The sequence below is a fragment of the Pandoraea sputorum genome, from assembly GCF_000814845.2.
Lineage (GTDB): Bacteria > Pseudomonadota > Gammaproteobacteria > Burkholderiales > Burkholderiaceae > Pandoraea > Pandoraea sputorum.
In genome coordinates, this window is record NZ_CP010431.2 from 415463 (window position 1) to 437797 (window position 22335).

The 22335-nt window shown below is 64.2% G+C and carries 18 protein-coding genes; 2 read left to right on the forward strand and 16 right to left on the reverse strand.

The window, feature by feature from the left end:
- The first annotated feature begins 42 nt into the window (after positions 1 to 42).
- On the forward strand, positions 43 to 891 hold the full coding sequence (locus tag NA29_RS01865) for a 3-hydroxybutyryl-CoA dehydrogenase (RefSeq protein WP_039395110.1): 849 nt from the start codon (positions 43 to 45) through the stop codon (positions 889 to 891).
- Positions 892 to 947: 56 nt separating this feature from the next.
- On the opposite strand, the gene NA29_RS01870 is transcribed toward NA29_RS01865, so the two are convergent.
- The 14 genes from NA29_RS01870 to NA29_RS01935 form a co-directional block, all read right to left on the reverse strand.
- Complete coding sequence (locus tag NA29_RS01870; protein WP_157127336.1) at positions 948 to 2909, reverse strand: hypothetical protein; 1962 nt, start codon at positions 2907 to 2909, stop codon at positions 948 to 950.
- A 352-nt stretch (positions 2910 to 3261) separates the two neighbouring features.
- Positions 3262 to 5160 carry a hypothetical protein gene (locus NA29_RS01875; RefSeq protein ID WP_039395116.1) on the reverse strand — a complete coding sequence of 633 codons (1899 nt, stop codon included), beginning with the start codon at positions 5158 to 5160 and terminating at the stop codon, positions 3262 to 3264.
- A 240-nt stretch (positions 5161 to 5400) separates the two neighbouring features.
- Complete coding sequence (locus NA29_RS01880; protein WP_039395119.1) at positions 5401 to 7353, reverse strand: hypothetical protein; 1953 nt, start codon at positions 7351 to 7353, stop codon at positions 5401 to 5403.
- A 294-nt stretch (positions 7354 to 7647) separates the two neighbouring features.
- The gene (locus NA29_RS01885) at positions 7648 to 9837 is read right to left on the reverse strand and encodes a hypothetical protein (protein WP_157127338.1); all 2190 of its coding nucleotides are present in this window, start codon (positions 9835 to 9837) and stop codon (positions 7648 to 7650) included.
- A gap of 213 nt (positions 9838 to 10050) precedes the next feature.
- On the reverse strand, positions 10051 to 12294 hold the full coding sequence (locus tag NA29_RS01890; RefSeq protein ID WP_039395124.1) for a hypothetical protein: 2244 nt from the start codon (positions 12292 to 12294) through the stop codon (positions 10051 to 10053).
- Between the two features lie 218 nt (positions 12295 to 12512).
- On the reverse strand, positions 12513 to 13460 hold the full coding sequence (locus NA29_RS01895; RefSeq protein ID WP_039395127.1) for an NAD(P)H-dependent flavin oxidoreductase: 948 nt from the start codon (positions 13458 to 13460) through the stop codon (positions 12513 to 12515).
- A gap of 402 nt (positions 13461 to 13862) precedes the next feature.
- Positions 13863 to 14786 carry an MBL fold metallo-hydrolase gene (locus NA29_RS01900; RefSeq protein ID WP_039395129.1) on the reverse strand — a complete coding sequence of 308 codons (924 nt, stop codon included), beginning with the start codon at positions 14784 to 14786 and terminating at the stop codon, positions 13863 to 13865.
- 50 nt (positions 14787 to 14836) lie between these two features.
- On the reverse strand, positions 14837 to 15268 hold the full coding sequence (locus NA29_RS01905) for a MaoC family dehydratase (RefSeq protein WP_039395132.1): 432 nt from the start codon (positions 15266 to 15268) through the stop codon (positions 14837 to 14839).
- A 59-nt stretch (positions 15269 to 15327) separates the two neighbouring features.
- On the reverse strand, positions 15328 to 15519 hold the full coding sequence (locus NA29_RS01910) for a DUF1289 domain-containing protein (protein ID WP_318182390.1): 192 nt from the start codon (positions 15517 to 15519) through the stop codon (positions 15328 to 15330).
- An 82-nt stretch (positions 15520 to 15601) separates the two neighbouring features.
- The gene (locus tag NA29_RS01915; RefSeq protein ID WP_039395135.1) at positions 15602 to 16039 is read right to left on the reverse strand and encodes a thioesterase family protein; all 438 of its coding nucleotides are present in this window, start codon (positions 16037 to 16039) and stop codon (positions 15602 to 15604) included.
- A gap of 47 nt (positions 16040 to 16086) precedes the next feature.
- A complete protein-coding gene (locus NA29_RS01920; RefSeq protein ID WP_039395138.1) occupies positions 16087 to 16605 on the reverse strand; it encodes a YbaK/EbsC family protein in 519 nt (172 codons plus the stop codon).
- Between the two features lie 24 nt (positions 16606 to 16629).
- Entirely contained in the window at positions 16630 to 17565 is a 936-nt protein-coding gene (locus NA29_RS01925; protein WP_039395141.1) for a hydroxymethylglutaryl-CoA lyase, read from the reverse strand.
- Between the two features lie 81 nt (positions 17566 to 17646).
- Positions 17647 to 18591, reverse strand: coding sequence for a 2-hydroxyacid dehydrogenase (locus NA29_RS01930; protein WP_039395143.1), 945 nt, complete (start codon positions 18589 to 18591; stop codon positions 17647 to 17649).
- Between the two features lie 127 nt (positions 18592 to 18718).
- A complete protein-coding gene (locus NA29_RS01935; RefSeq protein ID WP_039395145.1) occupies positions 18719 to 19270 on the reverse strand; it encodes a YaeQ family protein in 552 nt (183 codons plus the stop codon).
- Between the two features lie 148 nt (positions 19271 to 19418).
- Here NA29_RS01935 and NA29_RS01940 point away from each other — a divergent pair, with 148 nt between their 5' ends.
- Positions 19419 to 20255 carry an alpha/beta fold hydrolase gene (locus NA29_RS01940; protein ID WP_039395148.1) on the forward strand — a complete coding sequence of 279 codons (837 nt, stop codon included), beginning with the start codon at positions 19419 to 19421 and terminating at the stop codon, positions 20253 to 20255.
- A 96-nt stretch (positions 20256 to 20351) separates the two neighbouring features.
- On the opposite strand, the gene NA29_RS01945 is transcribed toward NA29_RS01940, so the two are convergent.
- A complete protein-coding gene (locus NA29_RS01945; protein WP_039395151.1) occupies positions 20352 to 20735 on the reverse strand; it encodes a helix-turn-helix domain-containing protein in 384 nt (127 codons plus the stop codon).
- Positions 20736 to 21365: 630 nt separating this feature from the next.
- A complete protein-coding gene (locus NA29_RS26460) occupies positions 21366 to 22217 on the reverse strand; it encodes a helix-turn-helix domain-containing protein (protein ID WP_084103385.1) in 852 nt (283 codons plus the stop codon).
- Positions 22218 to 22335 lie beyond the last annotated feature (118 nt).

Here is a 22335-nt window from a genome sequence, read left to right on the forward strand (position 1 = left end):
TATTTCCCGCCACCTTTCAAGCACAAACGGAGCAGAGACGACATGACGATTCAACACGTAGGCATCATTGGCGCTGGCACGATGGGTAACGGTATCGCGCAGGCCTGTGCGGTGGCCGGACTGCCGGTGACGATGGTCGATATCAGCGACGCTGCCGTGCAAAAGGGCGTGGCCACGATTGCCGGGAGCCTCGACCGTTTGATCAAGAAAGACAAGCTCACCGCTGCCGACAAGGACGCCGCCCTCGCGCGCATTACGACGTCCACCGATTACGCCGCGCTGGGCACTGCCGATATCGTGATCGAAGCGGCTACCGAGAACTTCGACCTGAAGGTCAAGATTCTCAAGCAGCTCGAAGGCGCCGTGAAGGACGGGGCGATCCTCGCGTCGAATACGTCGTCAATCTCGATCACGAAGCTGGCGGCCGTCGTCGCAAATCCCGACCGGTTCATCGGCATGCACTTCTTCAATCCGGTGCCGCTCATGGCCCTCGTGGAGCTCATTCGCGGACTGCAAACGAGCGACGAGACGCATGCGCGCGTTGACGCGCTGGCGCGTCAACTGGGTAAGTCCCCGATCACGGTGAAGAACGCGCCGGGCTTCGTCGTCAACCGGATTCTGGTGCCGATGATCAACGAAGCGTTCTTCGTGCTTGCGGAGAACCTCGCGTCGCCCGAAGAGATCGACGAAGGCATGAAGCTGGGTTGCAATCATCCGATCGGTCCGCTGGCGCTGGCCGACATGATCGGTCTGGACGTCTGCCTGTCGGTGATGAACGTCTACTTTGAGGAGTTCGCGGACTCGAAGTATCGTCCGTGCCCACTGCTCAAGGAGATGGTTGCGGCCGGTTATCTGGGGCGCAAGACGGGACGTGGCGTCTACACGTATTGAGTGATTTGAATCCGGCGCGTGCAACGCGCGCCGGAAGTTGTGCCGACGCGCGGCGCTCAAGTGCCGCCCGCACCCTCGTGCACCTTCGCAAGCGGCAATTGGGGGGCGTCGAGAGACGTCGGCACGCCTGACGAACTCGGTGCCCCTGACGACCCGCCCGAACTCGACGTTCTCGACGCCGTTCCGGCACTTCCCTGACTGGCCAGACTCCCTCGTCGGCTCGCCCCGGTACGGCGAGGGCCGAGTGGACGCGTGAGTGAGACGCGAAAAGCCTCCCCGGGCCGGTGGCCGACGTCGGCAAAGGCGGCATCGAGCACATGCCTTGTCTCCTGCGGGTCTTTCGATAACGCAAAGCCGACCGCCTTCACCCGGCTCCAGGGATCGAGCAAAAGCGTTGAGTCGCGCGCATTCATGATGAACCCGGCGAAGTTGTCGCCAGAGATGCCGTCGGCGCCGGGGCCTTCGTATGCCACGGGCGTTGCGAGTTCAAGGGCATCGATCAATTCTTCGGATTCCGTATAAAGAACCAATGCGTGGGGCAAACGCCCTGTCGGATGAATGGTGATCATTCGAATGCAATCGCCGTGAACGCCGTTCTCGATCAGAAAGTGAAAAAGCACCTCGGCGTTCTCCTGACAAAACGCTTCGGTGCCCAGATTCAGACGGTAATGGCCCGCTGTGATGACCGCGGCGAGTCTTTGTTGTTCGTAAAGCGGCGTATCGGGAGGGATGCGCTCGAGCGCGACGCGGATCGCCTCCCGATTCGGGATGATCGAGTAGTCGCGATATTGACGCAGATCCTGCCGGTTGGAGCGCAGCAGCTTCATGCGCGACACGTCGTTGTAGGCCGCGAGAATGGCGTTCTGCGCGTCGTCGTCTCGAAGATGACTGAGCACAGCGTCGACTTCGTGGCGATTCAGGGCGATGCTGTCGGGCGTCCCGATGCGACTGGTTCCGCACCCGCCACCGCACAATCGCTGCGGCTCATGGGCGACCCACAGATCCAGATGCGGGTCGTACGTGACGGGCACTTGTGCCTTCGTGCGGCGCGGCGCGTCCACGAGCCAATGATCACCGCCTGCCGCCCGACTCGCGAAGTAGAAGCCGTGCTCCCCGCGCAGGTATTGCTGAGCGTCGACGATCACCAATCGCGTTGTGCCATCGGACGGCAGGCGGTCTGCGGGGATCTGCTGCGCGTAGCCCTCGAGATACGTTTGCTCACCGGCGATGAAGAAGTCGGGCATTTCTTCGGACACACTGCCAAGCGAAGCGTCCGGCGCGGGGGGGACATCGATGTTCTCTGGGTCGACCATGCGTTCCAGATCGGTCGCAGTGATCTTTTGCTCGACGCCGTTAAAGGACTTTTCGGGCGACACGACGCGGACGACGGGCGCCGCCACGCCGGACTTTTCCACCGTCGCTTGCGCGGCCTTCTTGCCTGCGGGACTCAGCCGCGCGGGGCGCATGGCACTGCCGAGCGGACGTGCCATCACTCGAGGGTCGGCGCTTTGCACAATGGAAATAATGCGGTCTGCTGTGATGGGTTTGCCGTCGATGCTGTCGGCCACGGCGTCAGCCACCTCCGAGGGAAGGCGCAGCAACGCGACTTCGGGGATCAGACCCGTGGCGACGTCCACGAGATGAGCGCGCTGCTGAATTTCCTCGCGCATCGGTTCACTGACGGTGTTGCCCGTCAGCAACGCATACATGTCAGCGATCGAATCGCCGAAGTGCCGGAACGGGGCGCTGCCGGTGCCAATCGATCTGAGCACGTCCAGCGGCGAATACTGCTCCTTGAGGGTCATGTGTGGATCAATCGGTTCGGCACGAACGGCGGGGTTAATGTCGCCCGGCGTGGGCGGCGGCTGATCGGGAAGCGACATCGACGCGCAGGCGGACGCGTCGTCTTGCACGCCGTCGTCGCCGTGGCAGCGACGCACGGCTTTCGGCACGAAGGCGGCGAGGGGGCCGACGGGGCCGACAGATGCGACGGGCGCGATCAGGTTGGCGACGAACATAAGTGCAAATGCGGTCGGCCAGACGGTCGACGTGGACGACGCTGCAGTCTTGCGCAGCGAGCCGCCGTGCATCAGGCGCGAGCGGGTTCGCGAAGGGTGCGAAGGGTGCGAAGGGTGCAAAGGGCGCAGGGGGTGCGATGTGTGCGACGACGTCACCAGGCGTGCGTGAGTGAACGCGATGCTGAAGTGTCTTTTCTTTTGTACGCTCACGCAGGCGTCGGCGCGTGCCGACACCTTGCGATGCTGCACTGCGTGCGAAAGCGGATAAACGGGGGCGGCGACAGTGGCATGACGATACGAGGCATAAGGCATAGCAGCGTCCACGTAGAAGGGGGATGAAGCGAGCGATCGGTCAGTCCGCTTGCGGTGCGGATTCGGACGATTCACTCCCGGGTGGTTCGAGATCCGATGGCACGGACACGCCGCGGCGTCCCGTCGCGCGTGGGATCGAAACGCTCAGGCGAGGACTCGACGAAGAGGGCGCCGAGTTGGGGGAGTTGCGCGACGTACCCGATCCCGTCCCGGCGCTGCCCGCACTGCCCAGACTCGACTGGCTGCCGGGCGAGCTGCGGCGCGAGGCAAGCGGACGGGTGACCGACACCGTGTACGGATTGCCGTTGCGGTGGCCGATGTCGGCGAAGGCCACGTCCAGAATGTCGACGACATCCTGCGGTTCTTTGGCCCACGCGAAGGAGACGGCCTTGTTGCGGCTCCACGGATCGAGCAGCAGGGTCGTGTCGCGCGTCATGTAGGTGGCCCACGCGAACTGCCCCGAGGAGAGGCCGTCCGGGCGCAGGCTCTCGCGAAGACGCGGTGTCGACGCATCGAGCATGTCGATGAAACGGTGCGATTCCGAGTAGAACACCATGACGTGCGGAGAGCGGTTCTTGGGCTGCACGGTGATCATGCGCAACTGATCGGTGCTCACGCCGTCCTGAACCAGAAAGTGGAAGAGAATCTCCGCGTTTTCCTGGCAGAACGCCTCGGCGAACGGGTGAGCGTAGTAGTACCGCGCGGTGGCTTCGCCGACCAGACACTGCTGTTTGACGAGCGGCAACTGCGGGTCGATGTCGCGCATCGCGACGCGCAGGGCTGCGCGGTGATCGATGATCGAGTTGTCGCGCAATGCGCGCAGATCGGGGCGGTTGGAGCGCACCAGATGCAGGCGGCTCAGATCCGCAAAAGCATTGTGAATCGCCTCCTGCGCGCTTTCGTCGGTGACATGCATGGTGGCGGCGAAGATGTTGTCGAAACTCGTGGCGATGCTGTCGGGGCTGATGGGGCGACTCGGCGCACAGCCGCCGCCACACACGCGCAGTGGCTCATGCGCCCGCCACTGATCGGTGACCGGGTCGTACGTCACCGGCACCTGCGCCCGCGTTTGACGTGGCGCATCGATAAGCCAGTGATCGCCGCTCATGCCTTGCGATACGCGGTAGTAACCCGCTTCGCCGCGCAGAAAGCGATGACCGCCGACGACGACAAGACGCGTCGCCTTTTCCGTGGGCAACTCGGCCTGAGTGAACGTTTGCTCATAGCCGTCGAGATGGTCGAACTCGCCCGCGATGGTGAAGCGGCTCGTCGGCTTTTCAGACGCCAGGTTGTCCGGCAATTCGACGATCCCGATGCGCTCGTCCTTCGGCGCCGACCACGGGGGCGCTTCCGGTGCATGACGGACATCGACCTTCGCGGAGCGCTCCGGCGGTGCCAGGTCGGGCGTGGCGGGCGAGCCACTGGCGCGCGGGGAGGCGAACTGCATCAACGCGATCAGCCGGTCGATGGCCGGGGGCTTGCCGTCGATGCTATCAACGGTGATGTCGCTGACCTCTGCAGGCAGTCGCAACAGCTGCACTTCGGGAATGAGGCTGGAGGTAATGTCGATGGCCGTACCCCATGTTCTGACGGTTTCGCGCGTCTCGCGTGGGACCTCGCGGCCGGTCATGAGCGCATAAACGTCGGTCATCGATTCGCCGATGCTGGCGAATGGCGATCGCGCGGCCCCGACGGCTCTGAGTACGTCGAGCGGCGAGTACCGAGACTTGAGCAGAACCGGTGGTACGAGCCTGGCGACAACGTCGTCCGACTGCGGTGCTTCGTGGAGATCGTCGAGGCCGTTCGGTGCCGGTGCGCGCGCCGATGCGTCACGAAATGCTCGCGGCGGTGATGCCGATGCGGACGTGACGAAGTTCGTCACCAGAAGAATCGCAAACGCTGCGGACCACGGCGCGCTGCCGGATTGGCTTGACGACATACGCGTTTCGAGAGCGTCATCGGATGCCCGTGCGCTGCGAGCGCGGCGAAAGGTGTGGGGGAAGGCGCAGAGACGGGCGGCAGCGTCGCGCGTGCGCATCACGGCGGGCGATGGGCCGTAACACGGTGTCGGGCGGATGGGGCGGTGGTGGGTTGTCAAATTCACGGAGAAATCTCCAAGGACATGCTGCGTTCATGACGTTAATCACGTTAATGACCTTCTCGAAATCGTCGCCTGGCGCTATACGGCGACCCCCGTTGCCCCCGCAAGGACCGATGCGCTTGAGCCACTGGCCGAACTCCCGGAGCCGCCGAACGAGCCGCTGCTGCCTGCACTCCCAAGGCTGCTCACGCTGCCTCTGCTCTGCTCGAGAGGCCGTGTGATCGAGACCCAGTACATGCTGCCCGGCCGATGCCCGATCTCGGCGAAGGCGTCGTCAAGCGCGTCGACCATTGCGACCGCATGCGCGGCATCCGCGAACGACGTGGCCCGCGACCGGCTCCACGGATCGAGCAGCACGGTGGAATCGCGGGCTTCGTAAGCTTCGCGCGCGAACAGTATGTCGACGAGTCCGTCCGGCCCCACGTTCAGCGGCGGGTGCGGCGTTGCCTCTTCAAGCAACGTGATCAGTCGCGCCGACTCCGTGTAGAGCACCATCACATGCGGTGGACGGTTCTTCGGCTTTATCGTGATCATGCGGAGGTTTTCGAGGGGCACCTGGTTGACGAGCAGGTGATGAAAGAGGATCTCCGCGTTTTCCTGACAGAACGCTTCGGCGTAAGGGTTCCAGTAGTAGTACAGCGTGGTGATCAACGCTGCTTCCTGCTGTTGTTTGAGTAACGGAAGGCTGCGTTTGATTCGCTTCATCGATGTCCGTAACGCCATGCGGTGATCGATGATCGAGTTGTCGCGGGTCGCCTGAAGGTCGGGACGATTGCTGCGCGAAAGATGCAGGGCGGCCAGATCGTCGAACGCGTAGATGATCGCCTCGCGTATGTCCGCGTTGCGCAGATGGGCGACGGCGTCTCTCACCTTGTCCTGGTCGAGCGCGATGCTGTCGGGTGTGGATTCACGGCTTGGGCCGCAGCCGCCGCCGCAAAGCCGTAGCGGTGCTTCCGCCTGCCAGCGCCCGCTGGCGGCGTCGACATGTACAGGCACGGTCGCGGCGCGGCCACTGCCCTTCGGTGCCGAGATCAGCCAATGGTCGAGGCTGTGCCCACGCGTCGCCCGGTAGTAGCCGGCCTCGCCGCGCAGGTAGAAACGCCCGTCGATCGTGACGATCCGCCGCTGCGGATCGATGGGCAATTTGTCGGGCGGCAGCGATTGCGCATAACCCTGCAGATGCTCGTTCTCGCCAGCGATATGCCACTCATGCGGCCAGTCATGCGGCCAGCCATGCGCCATGTACGGCATGTCACGAGGGCGGGCGTCCACGGTGTGTTCTGCGGCAAGCGCCGCATTGTCTTCGTTGGCGGCGACATTGCGTTCTCGGTGTGCGTCGACATGCGCACCGGTGTCCGGCTGTGCGCCGCCAGACGAGCGTGACGCCTTGCTTTGGGCCTTGCGTTGGGACACTTGTCGCTGCTTCTCTTCACGCATGGCGGCGATGTCCGGTGGCTTCCGGACGGCCCCCCGACTTCCAAAGTTATGAGAGTCCGCCGCCTGAACCATATCGATCAACCGCTCCGCCGCCACGGGGCGACCTTCCATCTGATCGGCGGCAATGCCCGCGGCATCGCCCGGAATTCGCGCGATCCCGACATCGGGCACCAGTCCGGTGGCGAAGTCCAGCGCTGAAGTCCATTGACCGACCGATTTACGCGTGTCGGCCCGAACTTCTTCGCCGGTGACCAGCGTGTACATCTCCAGCAGCGAGTCGCCTGCGTTTCGGAAGGGTTCGCTCGACGTCGCGATGGCATACAGAAACTCCGAGAGGGTGTAGTTCGATTTGATGAGCGATGTCTCCACGGGTCGCACGGCCACGACGTCGACCGCTTTGCCGGGCATTGGCAAATGACCCGCATGACCGCCGGCGGAAATCTGATACGCGCTATCTCTCGGACCGGCGGGGGCCGGTGGCGACTTGTGCCTGGCCGACCCCCACGGCACGGCACTCCTCGCCGGTGCGATCAGATTGGCGACGAAGAGGATGGCGAACGCTGCGGGCCACGCGCCGCCCGTGGCCGAGGGCACGGAATAGGCGGTTCTGCGCGACGCCGGCGCGCGCTCGGCGCGACTGGATGGGGTCGCGCAGACCGAATGGGCGTGCCGGAACGTTCTGGCGAGCGGATTACCGGGCGCACCTCGTGTTCGCGAAGACGACTCCGAAGCGCGCAGTCCGTAGCAGGGGGCGGGTCCAATGACACGGCAATGTGATGAATAGGGCATGGCAACGTCTCCGAAGGTAGCGTCCGGTGCGCCGCACGACGAGGATGAAGGGGGGGCAATCCCGCCGCTAGCGTTGCCTGACGGCACGGGCGTCCGGGGTCAGCGTTCCGGCATGCCGACCGTCGGCGCATCCTCTGCCGACGACGGCGTGTCCGACCGGGTCGGGAAATTGAAGACGCTGCTGCCCTCGCTGCTGAGACTCACCGGACTGTTGGCGCTACTGGCACTGTTTGAACTGCGAGGGCGCGAGCCATGCGGCGACTCCCTGAGAGGGCGAGTGATCGAGACGGTGAACGGATGACCTTCGCCGTGCCCCATCGTGGCGAGCAGGTTATCGAGTTGACGCTCGATGTCGAGATCGGTGCCTGCTTCGACGAACCCGGTGGCTTTTGCTCTGCCCCAAGGATCGAGAATGAGCGTCGAATCGCGCGTGAGGAACACCGCGCGCGCGAACATCCTTCTGCCGATGCCGTCGGGACGGCCGTACATCGCCGGTTGTGGCGTGGCCATGTGCAGCATGTCGATGAGCATCTGTGCCTCGGTGTACAGCACGACGACGTGTGACGGACGGTTCTGCGGATTGAGTGTGATCATGCGAATCCGCGTGTCGGGCACGCCGCCCTCAAGTAGCAGATGAAAGAGGATCTCGGCGTTCTCCTGACAGAAGGCCTCGGCGTGCGGGTTGTCGGAGTAGTGCATCGCGGTGGCCGCCGCCGTCTCGCGTTGCTGTTGCAGCAAAGGCGCTTCGCGATCGATGTTGCGCATCGCCTTGCGCAGTGCTGCGCGGTGACTGACGATCGAATAGTCGCGCGCCGCGCGCAGATCGGCCCGGTTGCCGCGCAACAGTTTCAGGCTGCTCAGACTACCGAAGGCCGCATGAATGGCATCCTGGGTGTCGAGTTCGGGCAGATGCGAGATCGCCGATGCAATCGTCATCCATTCGTCCACGATGCTATCGGACCCGAGTAGGTTCTTGCTTTGTCCGCACCCACCGCCGCACAACCGCAACGGCGGGTCTGCACGCCACCCGCCGGTCTCGGGGTCGCGTGTCACCGGGACTTGCGCCTTGTCGCGTCGCGGTGCATCGACGAACCAAAGGTTCTCGTGTGTCCCCTTCGTCACGCGGTAATAGCCATGATCGCCCGAGAGGTAGTGGTGGCCGTCGATCAGCATCACACGTGTGGCGTCGGCGGGTGGCAGGCGGTCTGTCGCAATCGTCTGCTCGTAACCCGCGAGATGTTCGCGCTCTCCGGCAATCGCCGTCGGCGACTGGAATGCTCCGATGGGTGAAAAGTTTGGGGCGTCGCCGATGAAATCTTCCGGTAAGGCTTCCGTTTCGCGCAGGCGAATGTCGGCGATCGGCGGACGCGCGTCGACGGGGGCCGGACTGCGCAGTCCCGGCGCGGCCTGTTTCGTTGCGCCCGGTATCGAGTCCGGCGTCGCGCCGATGGGAACGCGAGGTGCGTCGGCCGCCGACATTGCGGCACCGGGTACCACGACCTCTGTCTGGACGTTGCTTTGCCACGTGCGCGGATCGAGTACCTGCATCAGCATCAGCATGTCGTCGCTGACGGGCGGTTTGCCATCGATCTGCCGGGCCGCCACGTATGAGATATCGCCGGGCACGCGACTCAGGCGTACCTGGGGAATCAGGCTCGTGGAGAGGTCCAGCACTTTACCGGTGCGCGTGACCGACTTTCGCGTTTCGGTCGCAACCGGTGTATCGGCGAAGACGTCGTACGCGTCGCCCAGCGAGGCACCGAATTCCTCGAACGGCGATCGCGACGCCGCAATGATTCTGAGCATGTCCATCAGCGTGTAGCCGGTCTTGAAACGAGTACGCTCGACGAGACGGATGTCGACGTCATCCGGCGCGGATGTGCTGTTCGTCTGCGCCTCGGTCTGCGGTGCGAATACCGGGTCCTCTGCACGGTGTGGAACAAGGTCGTTGCCCTCGTTCGAATCGGCGACGAGATTGCGACGCGGGATGGCGCCAGCGGCAGGCGACACCAGATTCGCCACGAAAAGCACGGCAAATGCGACAGGCCAGACGCCGGACGCCCGCCGCGCACGCGTCGATGCGTCGACTGTGTGCGGGACTTCATGCGCGTCTCGGACATGATGCACGTCATGTATCGAATGGCTCGCACGGCGTGCATACCGCGCACGACGGAAGGTGACATGAAAGCCGTCGGGCCTTTCGCCCGATGAAGCGCGATGCTGGCGTGCGGGTGACAGGCCGTAGTGCGGCATGAAGTGCCGGGGGCTGTGATGCAAAGCGTGCGGCATGGCGTGCTCTCCCGAAGTAATGGGCCACCGGTCGCAGCGCGTGTGCAGCGCCTTGACGTTTCGGTGGCCCGGGAGATGAAGACTGCCATCGCACCGATGCGCCGGGCTTGCGCATCGGTCAGAGCGTCTGTCGTTTTTGGATGATCGCTATTTCGGATAGCGATGTAAATGAAAGGTACCCGGGAAGCGTTTCATCCGGCGATGGCGATCACCTTACGTCGCTGTCGACGCCTCACTCCCACCGCTCTCGCCGCTTCCGTCGCCACCGGAATCCTTTGAACCCTGAGAGCCGCCAGACCCCTGTGATCCCTGTGATCCCTTTGAGCCCTGCGAGACACGCGATCCGCGCGGACTCGGCCGCCTGGCGAGTGCGCGATCCCGAGGTGCGGGGTAAGGGCGCGTCAGCGAGACCCTGAAGGGGTTGCCAGGACGGTGTCCCGTATCGGCCAGCGCGATATCCAGTTCGTGCATCATTTCCTCAATGCTGTCCGAATCGACGAACGAGGACGCTTTGATCCGGCTCCACGGGTCGAGCAGGACGGTGACGTCTCGCGTCAGGAACAGCGCCGCAGTGAAGCGCTCTGCGCTGATGCCGTCGACATACCCCTGCACCGGCGGTTGCGGCGTCGACAGGTCGAGCAGATCGATGAATTGGTCCGACTCGGTGTAAAGCACCATGACATGCGCTGGCTGGCTCTTGGGTTGGATCGTCATGATGCGGATGTGATGACTCGGCACCCCGCGCGCGAGCAGGTAGTGGAACAGAATCTCGGCATTCTCCTGACAGAACGCTTCCGGACTGAGGTCGTAGACGCCCGTATCGACATAGCTGTCGTAATGAATCGCCGTAATCTCGGCGGCCTCGCGCTGTTGCTCGAAAAGCGTTGCGTACGGATCGAGACGCATCAGTTGCGGCACCAGAATCTTCCGGTGGCCGACGATGGAGTTGTCGCGAAACGCACGCAGATCCTCCCGATTCGTACGCATCAGATGCAAGTGGCTGAGATCGCGATAGGCGAGCTGAATGGCGTCCCGAATGTCGCGGTCGGGAATGTGGCGAATCGCGTCTGCGATCTGGTTCCGGCTCATCGCAACGCTGTCGGGCGTCGATTCGCGGCTCGGACCGCAGCCGCCACCGCATAGCCGCAGCGGCGCTTGCGCCTGCCATCTCCCGGTCTGCGGGTCATACGTCACCGGCACCTGAGCGCGGGTGCCACGGGGTGCGTCGGCCAGCCAGTGATTTACCTGCGGCGTCGCGCTCAGGCGATAGAACCCTGCCTCTCCGCCGAGATAATGGCGCGTGTCGACGGTGAACAACTGTGGACGCGCCGCGTCGGGGGGTGCGCCGGGCGGGAGCGCTTGTTCGTAGCCCCGGAGGTGATCGCGTTCGCCATCGATGCGGTGTTCGGGGAGCCTAGCAGGCTGGCCGTTCCGTGACGTTTCAGGTGTATCGACAGGCGGATCGAGCGGATCGAGCGGATCGCCTGCAGGGGAATCGGCGTTGACGGCGGACACGGGCTTCCCGTCTTGCGCGTCGATGTTCGCTTCGGCACGGGCATCAGCAGCGGCGGCGGCAATGACGTCGTCTTCAACGTTGGGTTCGACGCCCCCGTCGTCGTTGGCTTGCTCAACGTCGTGGACATCGTGGAGTTCATGAGTCGGGCCCGAACGCTCAGCGAGTAACCACGCCGACGACACGAGATCCGCCGACGGCGCACCGGCTTGCACAGGCATCGACGCCCCCAACGCGCGTGGGTCGCTCATCTGAATCAAGGCACCGATGCGCTCGGCATTCGTGGGTTTGCCCTCAGCGGCCTCGGCAGCCGCTTGCGCCACATGGCCGCCGAGACGGGCGTTTTGTACCGATGGAATCAACGCCGTTACCATGTCGATGAAGCTGCCGACATCCTTCACGGTTTCCAGCGTTTCCGGGTCGAGTTCCTGGCCTGCGACGAGGACGTGCATCTCGTTGATCGCCCGCCCGAGATTCTGGAACGGTGCGCTCGATGCGCCGAGCGCACGCATCAGTTGAGGCAGAGAGTAGTCGGCCTTGAGGGCAGTGGGGTGTTGTACGGGGACGCGCTGCACGTGGTCCCCGGTGATGGCGGCGATATCGTGGGCGTGCGGTGCGGCGTCGTCTGCGGCATCGTCGCGTGGACGTTGCTCATCTCGTGAGAACGGAAGCCTCGGTCCCGCCAGTGCGAGCGGCACGAGGTTGGCGACGACCGTCAGCGCAAACGCCGTCTGCCAGTGCCCGATGGAAGATGCCTTGGCCTGGGCATTTCGGCATGGGCCGTTTGCCACGGCGGCATGCGCACGCGGCGATGCGTGCGTGCCGCGAAAGTGACGCGGAAACTCATGCGCGCCGAAGCGGCTGCTCTGGCGGCGGTTGGCGGCAGGGGAGAGTCTGTAGCAGGGCGCGGAACCGATCGCGCGATGGTGTGGCACATGCGACATGGGAAGGCCTCCTTAAAGCTCATAAGGGCACATAAGGCGGGCCGTGCATGTGTCGTTGACGACGGTGTCATGCGCCAGCCCGGGTGGAGGAGATTGCCACTGGCAGGCGCGCGGATGCTTGCGTTTCGCTGGATCGTGCTGTCGGTTCTGCGAATTTGCGAAGGGATGTCGAGGTGGTTATACGGCGCGAGGCGACAGTGGCCCCGCGCCATGACGTGTCAGCCCGCGAGGCGCTTGCGCGTGTCGTCGTACTCCTGCTTCAGGCGCGCAATGATCTCCGCTGCCGGACGCACGTCGTCCATCAACCCCACGCCCTGACCTGCGCCCCAGATGTCCTTCCACGCTTTCGCCTTGGAGAAGTTCATCGCGGTCTTGTCTGCCGTGGGCAGGTTTTCGGGATCGAGACCCGCATTCAGAATGCTCTGGCGGATGTAGTTGCCCGACACGCCGGTAAAGAGGTTCGTGTAGATGATGTCGTTGGCGCTGGCGTCGACGATGGCCTGCTTGTAGGTGTCGCTCGCGTTCGCCTCGGTGGACGCGATGAAGCGCGTGCCGATGTAGGCGAGGTCCGCCCCCATCGCCTGCGCGGCGAGAATCGAACCGCCGTTGGCAATCGAGCCGGAGAGCACGATGGGACCGTCGAAGATCTTGCGCACTTCGCCCACGAGCGCGAACGGCGAAAGCATGCCCGCATGACCGCCCGCGCCGGCGGCGACGAGAATCAGGCCATCCACACCCGCTTCGAGCGCCTTGTTGGCATGACGCAGATTGATGACGTCGTGCAGCACGATGCCGCCGTAGCTGTGCACGGCGTCGAGCACTTCCCTGGGCGGCGCACGCAGGCTCGTGATGAAGATCGGCACGCGATGCTCGACGCACACGCGCACGTCGTGCTCAAGCCGTTGGTTCGACTGATGCACGATCTGGTTGACGGCGAGCGGGCCGACGACGGCGTCCGGATTCGCGGCCTTGTACGACGCGAGCTCTTCGGTGATGCGCGACAACCAGTCTTCGAGAATCTGCGGCTCGCGCGCGTTGAGCGCCGGAAACGAGCCGACGATACCGGCCTTGCATTGCGCGAGCACCAGTTCCGGGTAGCTCACGATGAACATCGGCGACGCCACGACAGGCAACGCCAGGTTTTGCAGAATCTTGGGAAGGGCCATGAAGTCTCCTGAGGCAGGACGTTCTGTGCGCGCTCGCCTGGACGTGACAGTCGGGACGTGGCATGGCTATCACGGCCATTTCGCGAACGATCGTTCGATTATAGGGGGATTCGAACGGCGCCCGGTGAGCGGTCACTCGAAGAAAGCTTCGGTTCCGATGCGGTCATCGCCGCCGTATCAGGGAAAGTCCTCTTGGGTCGACGCCCTGTGCTGACTACGATAAAGACGCGTGCCAGGGGACACCGGTAGCCGGTGTCGCAGGACGAGCGCCGCGTTAGCGACCGCAGCGTTCGTCCGGCACGTCACGTCCTCAAACGCCGCTTGCCGTCACTGGCGAGCGGCGTTATTTTTTTGCCGCTGAAGCGGGACGTGCGATGTCATTCCACGCAGACAGGCACCGGCTCACACCGCGTGCAACGTGTCCGTCTCGGCGTCGTGACGCAGCGCACCGGCTTTGGCCAGTTCCGCGACGAGCATGTCGAGCAACGCAGGCCACCCGGAAGGCGGGGCGAGCATCGCCGCCGCGTTGCGCCAGGCGCGCGCCGTGTCGAGCGTCGCCTTGAGCATTGCCCCCGTCATCTGTCCTTGCGCCATCAACTTGAACACGATGAGCACCTTCAGCGCATTGCGGGCGTTGCGGGCGGGATCGCTTTGCAGATAGTCGAGACGTCCGCGCGCGGCGGCGAGCGCACCGTCGATGTCGTTGAACGGCTTGCCGTGTCCGGGAATCACCAGCGAGACGTCGAACTGCTCGATGAGGTCGAGCACGGCGGCCTGCTCGGTGAATCCCGACTCGCCGTCGAGTTCCGGGAAGATTACGCCGAAGCCGCGCTCCCAGAGCGCGTCGCCGGAAATCAGAATGCCGTCGGCGGCGTTGTAGAGCATCAGGGCGTGCGGATCGTGTCCCGGCGCGCTGAGCACCAGCCATTCGTGCTCGCCGAGCGGGACGGTGTCGCCGGGCGAGAGCGTATCGTCGAACGTAAAGCGCGCGCATTGCTGGCCGGTCGCGTCGAACGACAGGCGGCGCTCGTCCCAATGGCGCACCGGATCGGCCTCGGCGGCGGGCACCCACGTGCGGCAGCCGTAGCGGGCTTGCAAGGCTGCGTTGCCGCCGCAGTGGTCGGAATGCAGGTGCGTGTTGATGAGGCGGGCGAGCGCCCGGCCTTCGGGCAGCGCGTGCGCCACCAGCGCCAGCGTTTGTTCCGAATGAGTGACGTAGCCGCTGTCGACGAGCGCGGGCTCGTCGCCGAGGAACAGCACATTGTTCGATGAGAGCCAGCCGCGCTCGAACACGCGCAACCCGGCGGGCAGGGTAAGCGAGGTCATTGGGCGTATCTCGTTAGGCGATGGGGATGTTCTTTCGCTTGCGTCAGCGATCAGGTCGGTTTGGCGCAGACGAGGATCTTGGCCGTCGCCGCGATCACCGTTTCGCCGTGCTGATTCACGGCTTCACCGTCGAGCGACACGATGTCGCCTGCCAGCTTCTCCTTCCACAAACTCTCGGTGACCGTCCAGCGCACGGTGATGTCGTCGCCCGCATGCACGGCGCGGCGCAGCTTCATGTCGAACTCCAGACCGAGCGGTTGCGCCGTCTTTGAGTAATGCGTGGCGAGCAGTGCTGCGAGATAGGACATCTGTTGCGTGCCCGACGAGATCAGTCCCCCGAAACGCGGATCGGCAGCGGCGTACTCGGCGTCGAGATGCAATGGATTGAAATCGTGCGCGAGCGTGGAGAATTCGCGGATCGAATCCGGCGAGAAGTGATGGCTGGCGGAGAACGTCTCGCCGACGGCAACGATTTTTCCCATGAGTAATGACGATAGTTGGGCAGATATTGCGTGAGTGGCGGCGAGTATCGCGGTGAGGGCTACGCGTCGTCCGCGCCCGATTTGTTTGCGACCACGCGACGATGCATCTCAGGCGGCGCTTCATGCTCCGCGCGGCGCGCGGGCAGCAGCGACCAGACGAGGCGTTTAGCGTCGTCCGCCATCGTCGACCATGCGGCGATCTCGTCGAGGGTACGCCAGCAGCCCGAGCACCAGCCAGTCGCAGGATTCATGCGGCAGATGTTGGTGCAAGGTGACGGGACAGGAGAGTCGAGCGAGGTCATGAGCGTGCGGCGAGCGCGTGGAATGTCGGTTTCAGATGGGCAGGCCGAGCTTGGTCGCTTTCTCGCGCAATTTGCCGTGAAAGCGTTCCTGATCGACGATGACACGCTCGTGCGTGCCCGAGCTGACTTTGTCCAGACCGTCCCAGGCGGCCACTTCGAAGCGAAGCGTACGCCCGTCGACGTCGATCAGCTTGCCCCGGATGCGCAAGGTGTCGCCTGCCGGTGTCGCCGCCAGATGCGTGAAAGAGACGAGCGTGCCGAGCGACTGCTCGCGCGGCCAGTCCAGATAGGGACGGATTGCCTGGAGACACGCGCACTCGAGAATGCCCGCGAGATAGCCCGTGGCCAGCACCGCAGGCATGTCGCGGCAGAGTTCTACATCGTCGTAGAGTTCGGGGACCACGGCCTTCTGCGGCACGCGATACGTCCACTCGAATGTCAGGCCCGGCACAAGTTCGGGGCTCGGCATGGCAGGTCTCCTGGTTCTTGTGAGCGGCGGTGCGTCGAGCGCTACGGTCAGCTACGCAGCGCGACGTCGACGACCGGTGCGCCCGTCATTGCCACCAACTGCTGCGGCGTGAGGTTGAACACGGCGTGCGGGTGTCCGGCGGCGGCCCACAGGCTCGCGAGCTTCAGCAGGTCTTCGTCGATCAGCGTGACGGGCGAGACGACATGCCCGATCGGGCTTACGCCACCGATCGAGTAACCGGTCTTTTCCTTGACGAAGCGGGCGTCGGCGCGGGCGAGTTCGCCCACTTGCGCGGCGACCTTCTTCTCATCCACGCGGTTGACGCCGCTGGCAATGACGAGCACCGGTGTGTCGTCGGCTGCGCGACGGAAGATGATCGACTTGGCGATCTGCGCGACTTCGCAGCCCAGGCCTGCGGCCGCTTCCGCCGACGTCTTGCCGGTAGCGGGCAGCAGCACGATCGGCTGGTCGTGGCCGATGCCAGCGAGCAGCCGCGCGACGTGGCGCGCCCCTTCGGGCAGTTGATGTTCGTCAGCGGATTCGGGGATCTGTGGCGTGCCGTTCATGGTCGGGTCCGGGGTTTTCAGGCGTTAGTTCGTCGAGGCAGCGGCGTCTTTCAGTTTTGCGAGCATGGCGCGACCCACGCGCGAGGCGTTCGGGCGGCCGATGGCTTGCGAAATGAAGTCGCCCGTGTGCACGACCGCTTCGAGATCGATGCCTGTCTCGATACCCAACCCTTGCAGCAGATACAGCACGTCTTCCGTCGCGACGTTGCCGGTCGCGCCCTTGGCGTACGGACAGCCGCCGAGACCGGCGACGGACGAATGGAAGATCGAGATGCCCGAGAGCAGCGCGGCGTAGATGTTCGCCGTCGCCTGACCATAGGTGTCGTGGAAGTGTCCCGACAGACGCTCGATAGGGAACACCTTCGCGCAGGCGTCCATGACTTCACGCGTGCGGGTAGGCGTGCCGACGCCGATGGTGTCGGCAATGTCGATCTCGTCGCAACCGAGCGCGGCGAGTCGCTTGACGACATCGACCACGCTCGCAACCGGCACTTCACCCTGATACGGGCAGCCGAGCGCGCACGAGATGCTTCCGCGCAGACGCAGCCCAGCGTCTTTGGCGGCGCGGGCGACCGGCTCGAATCGCGTGATGCTCTCTTCGATGGAACAGTTGATGTTGCGTTGCGAGAAGGCTTCGCTCGCGGCGGCGAAGATCACCACTTCGTCCGCCTTCGCGGCGACCGCGCCTTCGAAGCCGCGCATGTTCGGTGTGAGCACCGAATAGATCGTGCCCGGACGACGCGTGATGCCAGCCATGACTTCGGCCCCGTCGGCCATCTGCGGCACCCATTTCGGCGAGACGAACGACGTCGCCTCGACGTTGGCGAAGCCCGCGGCCGAGAGACGGTCGATCAGCGCGATCTTGATGTCCGTGGCGACGGGCTGCTTTTCGTTCTGCAGGCCGTCGCGCGGGCCGACTTCGACCACTTTCACACGTTGCGGCAGATGAGATGCGGACATGGGGATCGGTCTCCTCTAATTCGTCTGGTGGGGATCGGCCGCGACGCGCCTGGGTGGCGGCTCGGTCGTTCGTTTATTCGCTCAGTAACCGCGCGTCAGGTCGACGATGCCGGTAATGGCTTCGCCGCGTGACATCGCGGCAATCTTTCCTGCGATCTGCGCGACGGTCTCGTCACGCAGCGTCAGCGCCGAGATGTGCGGCGTCACGGTGACCTTCGGGGCGCGCCAGAACGGATGCTCGGCCGGTAACGGCTCGGTGCGGAACACGTCGAGCGTGGCACCGGCGATCTGGCCGCTGTCGAGGGCGGCCAGCAGGTCGTCGTCGACCAGATGCGCGCCACGCGCCACGTTGATCAGGTATGCGCCCTGCGCGAGTTTCGCGAACAGGTCGGCGTTCAGAACATCGACTGTTTGCGGTGTGAGCGGCAGCAGGTTGACGAGAATGCGTGCGCCCGACACGCAGGCGTCAAAGCCTGCATCGCCGTGATAGAGGTTGATGCCCGTATCGTCCTGACGCTCGCTACGGCTCCAGGCGCGCACCGGAAACCCGAACGCCTTCAGCGCCTTGGCCACGTGCGCGCCGAGCGTGCCGTAACCCAGTACCGCGACGGGGAAGTCGGCGAGCCGGTTCGGCTTCTGGAATTTCCACTGGCCTTCGATTTGCTGGGTCTGGAAGTCGTCGAGACGGCGAAAGTACCGCAGTGCGGCGGCGCTGACGTACTGCGCCATCTGGTCGGCCATGCCTGCATCTTCGAGGCGCACGAGCGGAACGCCAGGCGGCAGACGATGCGCGCTCTCGCCGTGTGCGCCGAGCACGCCGTCGACACCTGCGCCTAAGTTGAAAATCGCCTTCAGACGCTCACGGGGTTGCAGGACTTCGGCGTTCGGCTTCCACAAGACGATGTAGTCAGCGGGGGCGGTGTCGCCCGGCTGCCAGCCACGAATGCTGGCCTGCGGCAGATGCTCGGCGAGGCCGGTTTCATAGGCGGCAGTCTTGCCGTCCGGAGAGAAGATCAGGATGTCCATGAGGTGCGCGGCAGGCGTGGGTGGACGCGTGCCGTCGCAACAGCTGCGTTCACTCGATTTACGTTAACGTCAAGTGTAACGCAGCTTCGGCTCGCCCATGTATTGGGGCGAGGCCCGAGCCAGAGACTCAGTCGCGGGCGGCCGCGCGCAGGGTTTCGAGCTTGACCGCGAAATTGTGGTTGTCGTCTGCGACCCAGACTTCGCCGTCCTGAATCGTGCATTGCAGGCGCATCGTGCGCGAGGCCAGCGCCGTCAAGGCTTCGGCGGATTCGTCGTCGAGCATCCGTACGGTGAGGTTCGACAGACGGTTGACCTCCTTCTCGGTCGCCTGCCACCACACGGCGGCGGGTTTGCCGCCGTATGCGATCACGTCGACGTGTTCTGCACGGCCGGCCGCTTTGACCAGACGACGAGCATCCGGCTGGCCGACATCGATCCAGCGAACGATGTCGCCGCCGAAATCGTGCTCCCACAGATCCGGTTCGTCGGCCGTCGAAATGCCCTTACCGAACGAGAGACGCTCGCCCGCGTACAACATGAACGCCAGCACGCGCACCATCATGCGCTCGTCGGTTTCCGACGGATGACGGGCAATCGTGAGGTTGTGGGATGCGTAGTAGTGACGGTCGAGGTCGGTGATCTGCACCTCGGCCTTGTAGATAGTGGCTTTGAGCGCCATGCCGGGAAACCGCTGGATTGAAGAAAGTCGCAAGCATACACCAGGCGGTGCAGCGTCCTGTGTCAGGTCCGTCAAGCCCGTGGCGCACTGCAGCAAAGGGGCCGCAAGCTCGGTATACTGGCGCCTTCGTCTCACCTGATGCATCTCCATGCCGGTTCCTGCACCGCAAACGATCGACGTCAACGGCTACCCGATGGCCTACGTCGAAACTCCCGCCCCCGCCGACGCTGTCGGCGCGCCGCTAGTGCTGGTTCACGGATCGCTGTGCGACTACCGATACTTCAAGCCGAATATGGCCCCGCTGGGGCAGCGTCGGCGCGTCATCTCGGTCAGCCTGCGTCACTATTTTCCCGAAGCCTGGAATGGCCACGACGGTGAATTCTCCGGCGAGCAACACGCCGAGGATCTTGCGGCCTTCATTACGGCGCTCGGCGTCGGCCCTGTGCACGTGCTGGGCCATTCACGCGGCGGCTATGTCGCGCTGCGCACCGCGTTGCTCGCTCCCGACACCGTCCGCTCGCTGATCCTCGCCGACCCGGGCGTGGAAATCAGCGGCGGCCCGGTGCAAATTCCGCTCGACAGCGAGCGCGGCAATTTCCGTGAAGCGGCATTGAAAGCCATTGAAGCGGGCGATATCGACGGCGGTCTCGCACTCTTTATCGATACGGTGAGCGGTCCGGACACGTGGCGTCGCATGGTGCCGTGGTTCAAACAGATGGTGCGCGACAATGCGCGCACGCTGATCGGACAAGTCGCCGAGCCGCGCACGCCGCTGCCGATCGACGCCCTCGGCGCACTCCACGCGCCGGTGCTGCTGATGGGCGGTGCCGAGAGTCCCGCGCCGTATCCGGACGTGCTCAACGCGCTGGCGTACGCGATGCCCGAAGCGCGTCGCATGGTGATTCAAGATGCGTCGCACGGCATGAACCTCGCCAATCCGATCGCCTTTCACCGCGCGGTCGACGCCTTCCTCGGCACCGATTGATACGGCGAGCGCAGCGTCGGGCCCGACGTCGTCCCCCGTGCTGCCGCTCGCGCCTCACCTGTCATGTGCCCTCGCTGCCGGGCGCGCCTTTCTCTCTCATTCGTCACGCAACAAACCGTGGCCCAACCGTAGGCTCAGGGTGCGGACCAGATCGGCCATCCATGCCTGATCGCGGTCGGACAACTTTTGCATGGCACGATTGAGCGACGGATACGGATCGCACGGGGCCGACACGCTCGCGCCGATGTCCGCTGCCATGCCGTTCGACGAATCGAAGGCCAGCAACTCATGCGGGGGTAGCCCCAGCGTGTCGGCAAGAATGCAAATGTTGCGCAGCGAGATGTTGCGTTTGCCGCGCTCGACACCACTCAGATAGGAACGTGCGAGACCGCTCTCCAGCGCAAGCTTGTCCTGCGCCCAGTTGTACTTCTTGCGCAAACCGGCGAGATGTCTGCCGAATCGAAATAAATTGGTGTCCATAAAAAAGTTTCCTTGTTCGGGACGAGAAGATTGGAACAAAAATCCGGCATCGGGGACGGTGCCTCGGGTGTCCCTCGTTTGTGAGGCACGAACTACCGGGAGCGTCGCGCAGATTTCTTGCGGACTTTCGGAGAAGGCACAACGAGTGCAGTCGTTCTGACGGTGACGGCGGCGCTATTTCGCGTACCGCCGTACTGCACCGACGCGCTGTGAGACGCGTTGCCGCCCTCCCGTCAACCGGCGCCGCGCAGTGTGACACTGGTCTGACCGGTAGAAGTAGAGCGGGGATTCTGAAAGGTTCCGCGTTGGGATGTCACTCGATGATGACGAGCCGAGCCGGATATTGTGTCCAGCCTCGTGGAATTGCGGTAGGCGTCGGCTCCCCGTCGCTCCTGTCGTCGTTGACGCGCACGTCGCCACGTTCTCTGAGTTCGGTAACGACGCGGTCTGCGCAAGAGCGGCTATTTTTAATAGGTTAACCAGTCACTTTTACGAGACGAATCATCGCGCAACACCCCCCGTGTGGCCCGGGGACTTTGCGCGATCTCCTAAGCACTAATGGCGTGGCGATGGCTCACCGCTGCGCGGGTTGCTTTGAAGGGTGCTTCAGCCGCACCCTCGTTCGCGCCCTCATTCGCGTTCATCGTCGCTGCGCGGCCAGCGCAGCGACTCTTCCCGAGCAATGACGCCTGCGCCCGGCGCTGCGGCAGGTCGCGGTGAGAGATCCGTTTCACTGTCCTGCCGAGGGTCCGGGTCGCCGAAGCGACGCGCGCTGGCATTCGTCGCCGGATCATGGGTGTCGACCGACGTTTGGGATACACCCGGGTAAGTCTCCGGCGAGGCTGTGGAGAGTTGATGGCGAACAGGCAATCGCGTGTCGAAGTCGGGGTCGATCGCCGCACGGGCTGGCATACCGTCGAACGACGTAGGCGGCGCTTCACGGCGTGTAACGTGATCGAAGCCCTCGATTGCGTCGATGGAATCCGAGTCGTCGATGACGTTCGGGTCGTCCCCATCGTGGATATCGTGGACATCGTGAAATGGACCCGCATGAACGCCAGCGGAGGCCGTACCTTGGGACGAGGGTGCGTAGGCGCTCGTCGCGGACGGCGGCGCCGCGTGACTCAGGCGCGAGCTGAGACTGCGGATGATTTCCGCGAGCCAGACCTGATCGCGGTTCTCCAGCTTGCACAGTGACCGGCTGATCTGCGGCAGCGGGGTGCGCTCGGAGGCCGTCGCTGCATCTTCCGCATTGCCCGCGGCAGCCTGAGCGAAACGCAGCATCTCGGACGTTGGCACGCCCAGCGTGTCTGCCAACACGCAAATGTTGACGAGGGCGACATTGCGTCTGCCCCGTTCGATACCGCTGACATACGAGCGAGCCAGACCGCTCTCGAGGGCAAGCTTCTCCTGCGACCAGCCGCGCGCCTTACGCAAGCGGGCCAGATGGTCTCCGAACAGGGCGAGTGGATTGGTTTGCATGGCGAACTCCGTTGACGAGTCACACAGCGTAATCAATCCCCCCGCGCCCTGCGACGTTATATCGCTCTCCTCCCCATGCGTGACGGGCGGGCCTCTATAAAGAGTCGGTGACGCTAAT

Excerpts from the sequence above, each read along its gene's own strand:
- NA29_RS01940 (WP_039395148.1), top strand. The coding sequence starts at position 19,419 with ATGCCGGTTCCTGCACCGCAAACGATCGACGTCAACGGCTACCCGATG.
- NA29_RS01910 (WP_318182390.1), bottom strand. The coding sequence starts at position 15,519 with ATGAATCCTGCGACTGGCTGGTGCTCGGGCTGCTGGCGTACCCTCGAC.
- NA29_RS01915 (WP_039395135.1), bottom strand. The coding sequence starts at position 16,039 with ATGCCGAGCCCCGAACTTGTGCCGGGCCTGACATTCGAGTGGACGTAT.
- NA29_RS01875 (WP_039395116.1), bottom strand. The coding sequence starts at position 5,160 with ATGTCGTCAAGCCAATCCGGCAGCGCGCCGTGGTCCGCAGCGTTTGCG.
- NA29_RS01870 (WP_157127336.1), bottom strand. The coding sequence starts at position 2,909 with ATGTTCGTCGCCAACCTGATCGCGCCCGTCGCATCTGTCGGCCCCGTC.
- NA29_RS01865 (WP_039395110.1), top strand. The coding sequence starts at position 43 with ATGACGATTCAACACGTAGGCATCATTGGCGCTGGCACGATGGGTAAC.
- NA29_RS01900 (WP_039395129.1), bottom strand. The coding sequence starts at position 14,786 with ATGACCTCGCTTACCCTGCCCGCCGGGTTGCGCGTGTTCGAGCGCGGC.
- NA29_RS01930 (WP_039395143.1), bottom strand. The coding sequence starts at position 18,591 with ATGGACATCCTGATCTTCTCTCCGGACGGCAAGACTGCCGCCTATGAA.
- NA29_RS01885 (WP_157127338.1), bottom strand. The coding sequence starts at position 9,837 with ATGCCGCACGCTTTGCATCACAGCCCCCGGCACTTCATGCCGCACTAC.
- NA29_RS01945 (WP_039395151.1), bottom strand. The coding sequence starts at position 20,735 with ATGGACACCAATTTATTTCGATTCGGCAGACATCTCGCCGGTTTGCGC.
- NA29_RS01920 (WP_039395138.1), bottom strand. The coding sequence starts at position 16,605 with ATGAACGGCACGCCACAGATCCCCGAATCCGCTGACGAACATCAACTG.
- NA29_RS01895 (WP_039395127.1), bottom strand. The coding sequence starts at position 13,460 with ATGGCCCTTCCCAAGATTCTGCAAAACCTGGCGTTGCCTGTCGTGGCG.
- NA29_RS26460 (WP_084103385.1), bottom strand. The coding sequence starts at position 22,217 with ATGCAAACCAATCCACTCGCCCTGTTCGGAGACCATCTGGCCCGCTTG.
- NA29_RS01890 (WP_039395124.1), bottom strand. The coding sequence starts at position 12,294 with ATGTCGCATGTGCCACACCATCGCGCGATCGGTTCCGCGCCCTGCTAC.
- NA29_RS01925 (WP_039395141.1), bottom strand. The coding sequence starts at position 17,565 with ATGTCCGCATCTCATCTGCCGCAACGTGTGAAAGTGGTCGAAGTCGGC.
- NA29_RS01935 (WP_039395145.1), bottom strand. The coding sequence starts at position 19,270 with ATGGCGCTCAAAGCCACTATCTACAAGGCCGAGGTGCAGATCACCGAC.
- NA29_RS01905 (WP_039395132.1), bottom strand. The coding sequence starts at position 15,268 with ATGGGAAAAATCGTTGCCGTCGGCGAGACGTTCTCCGCCAGCCATCAC.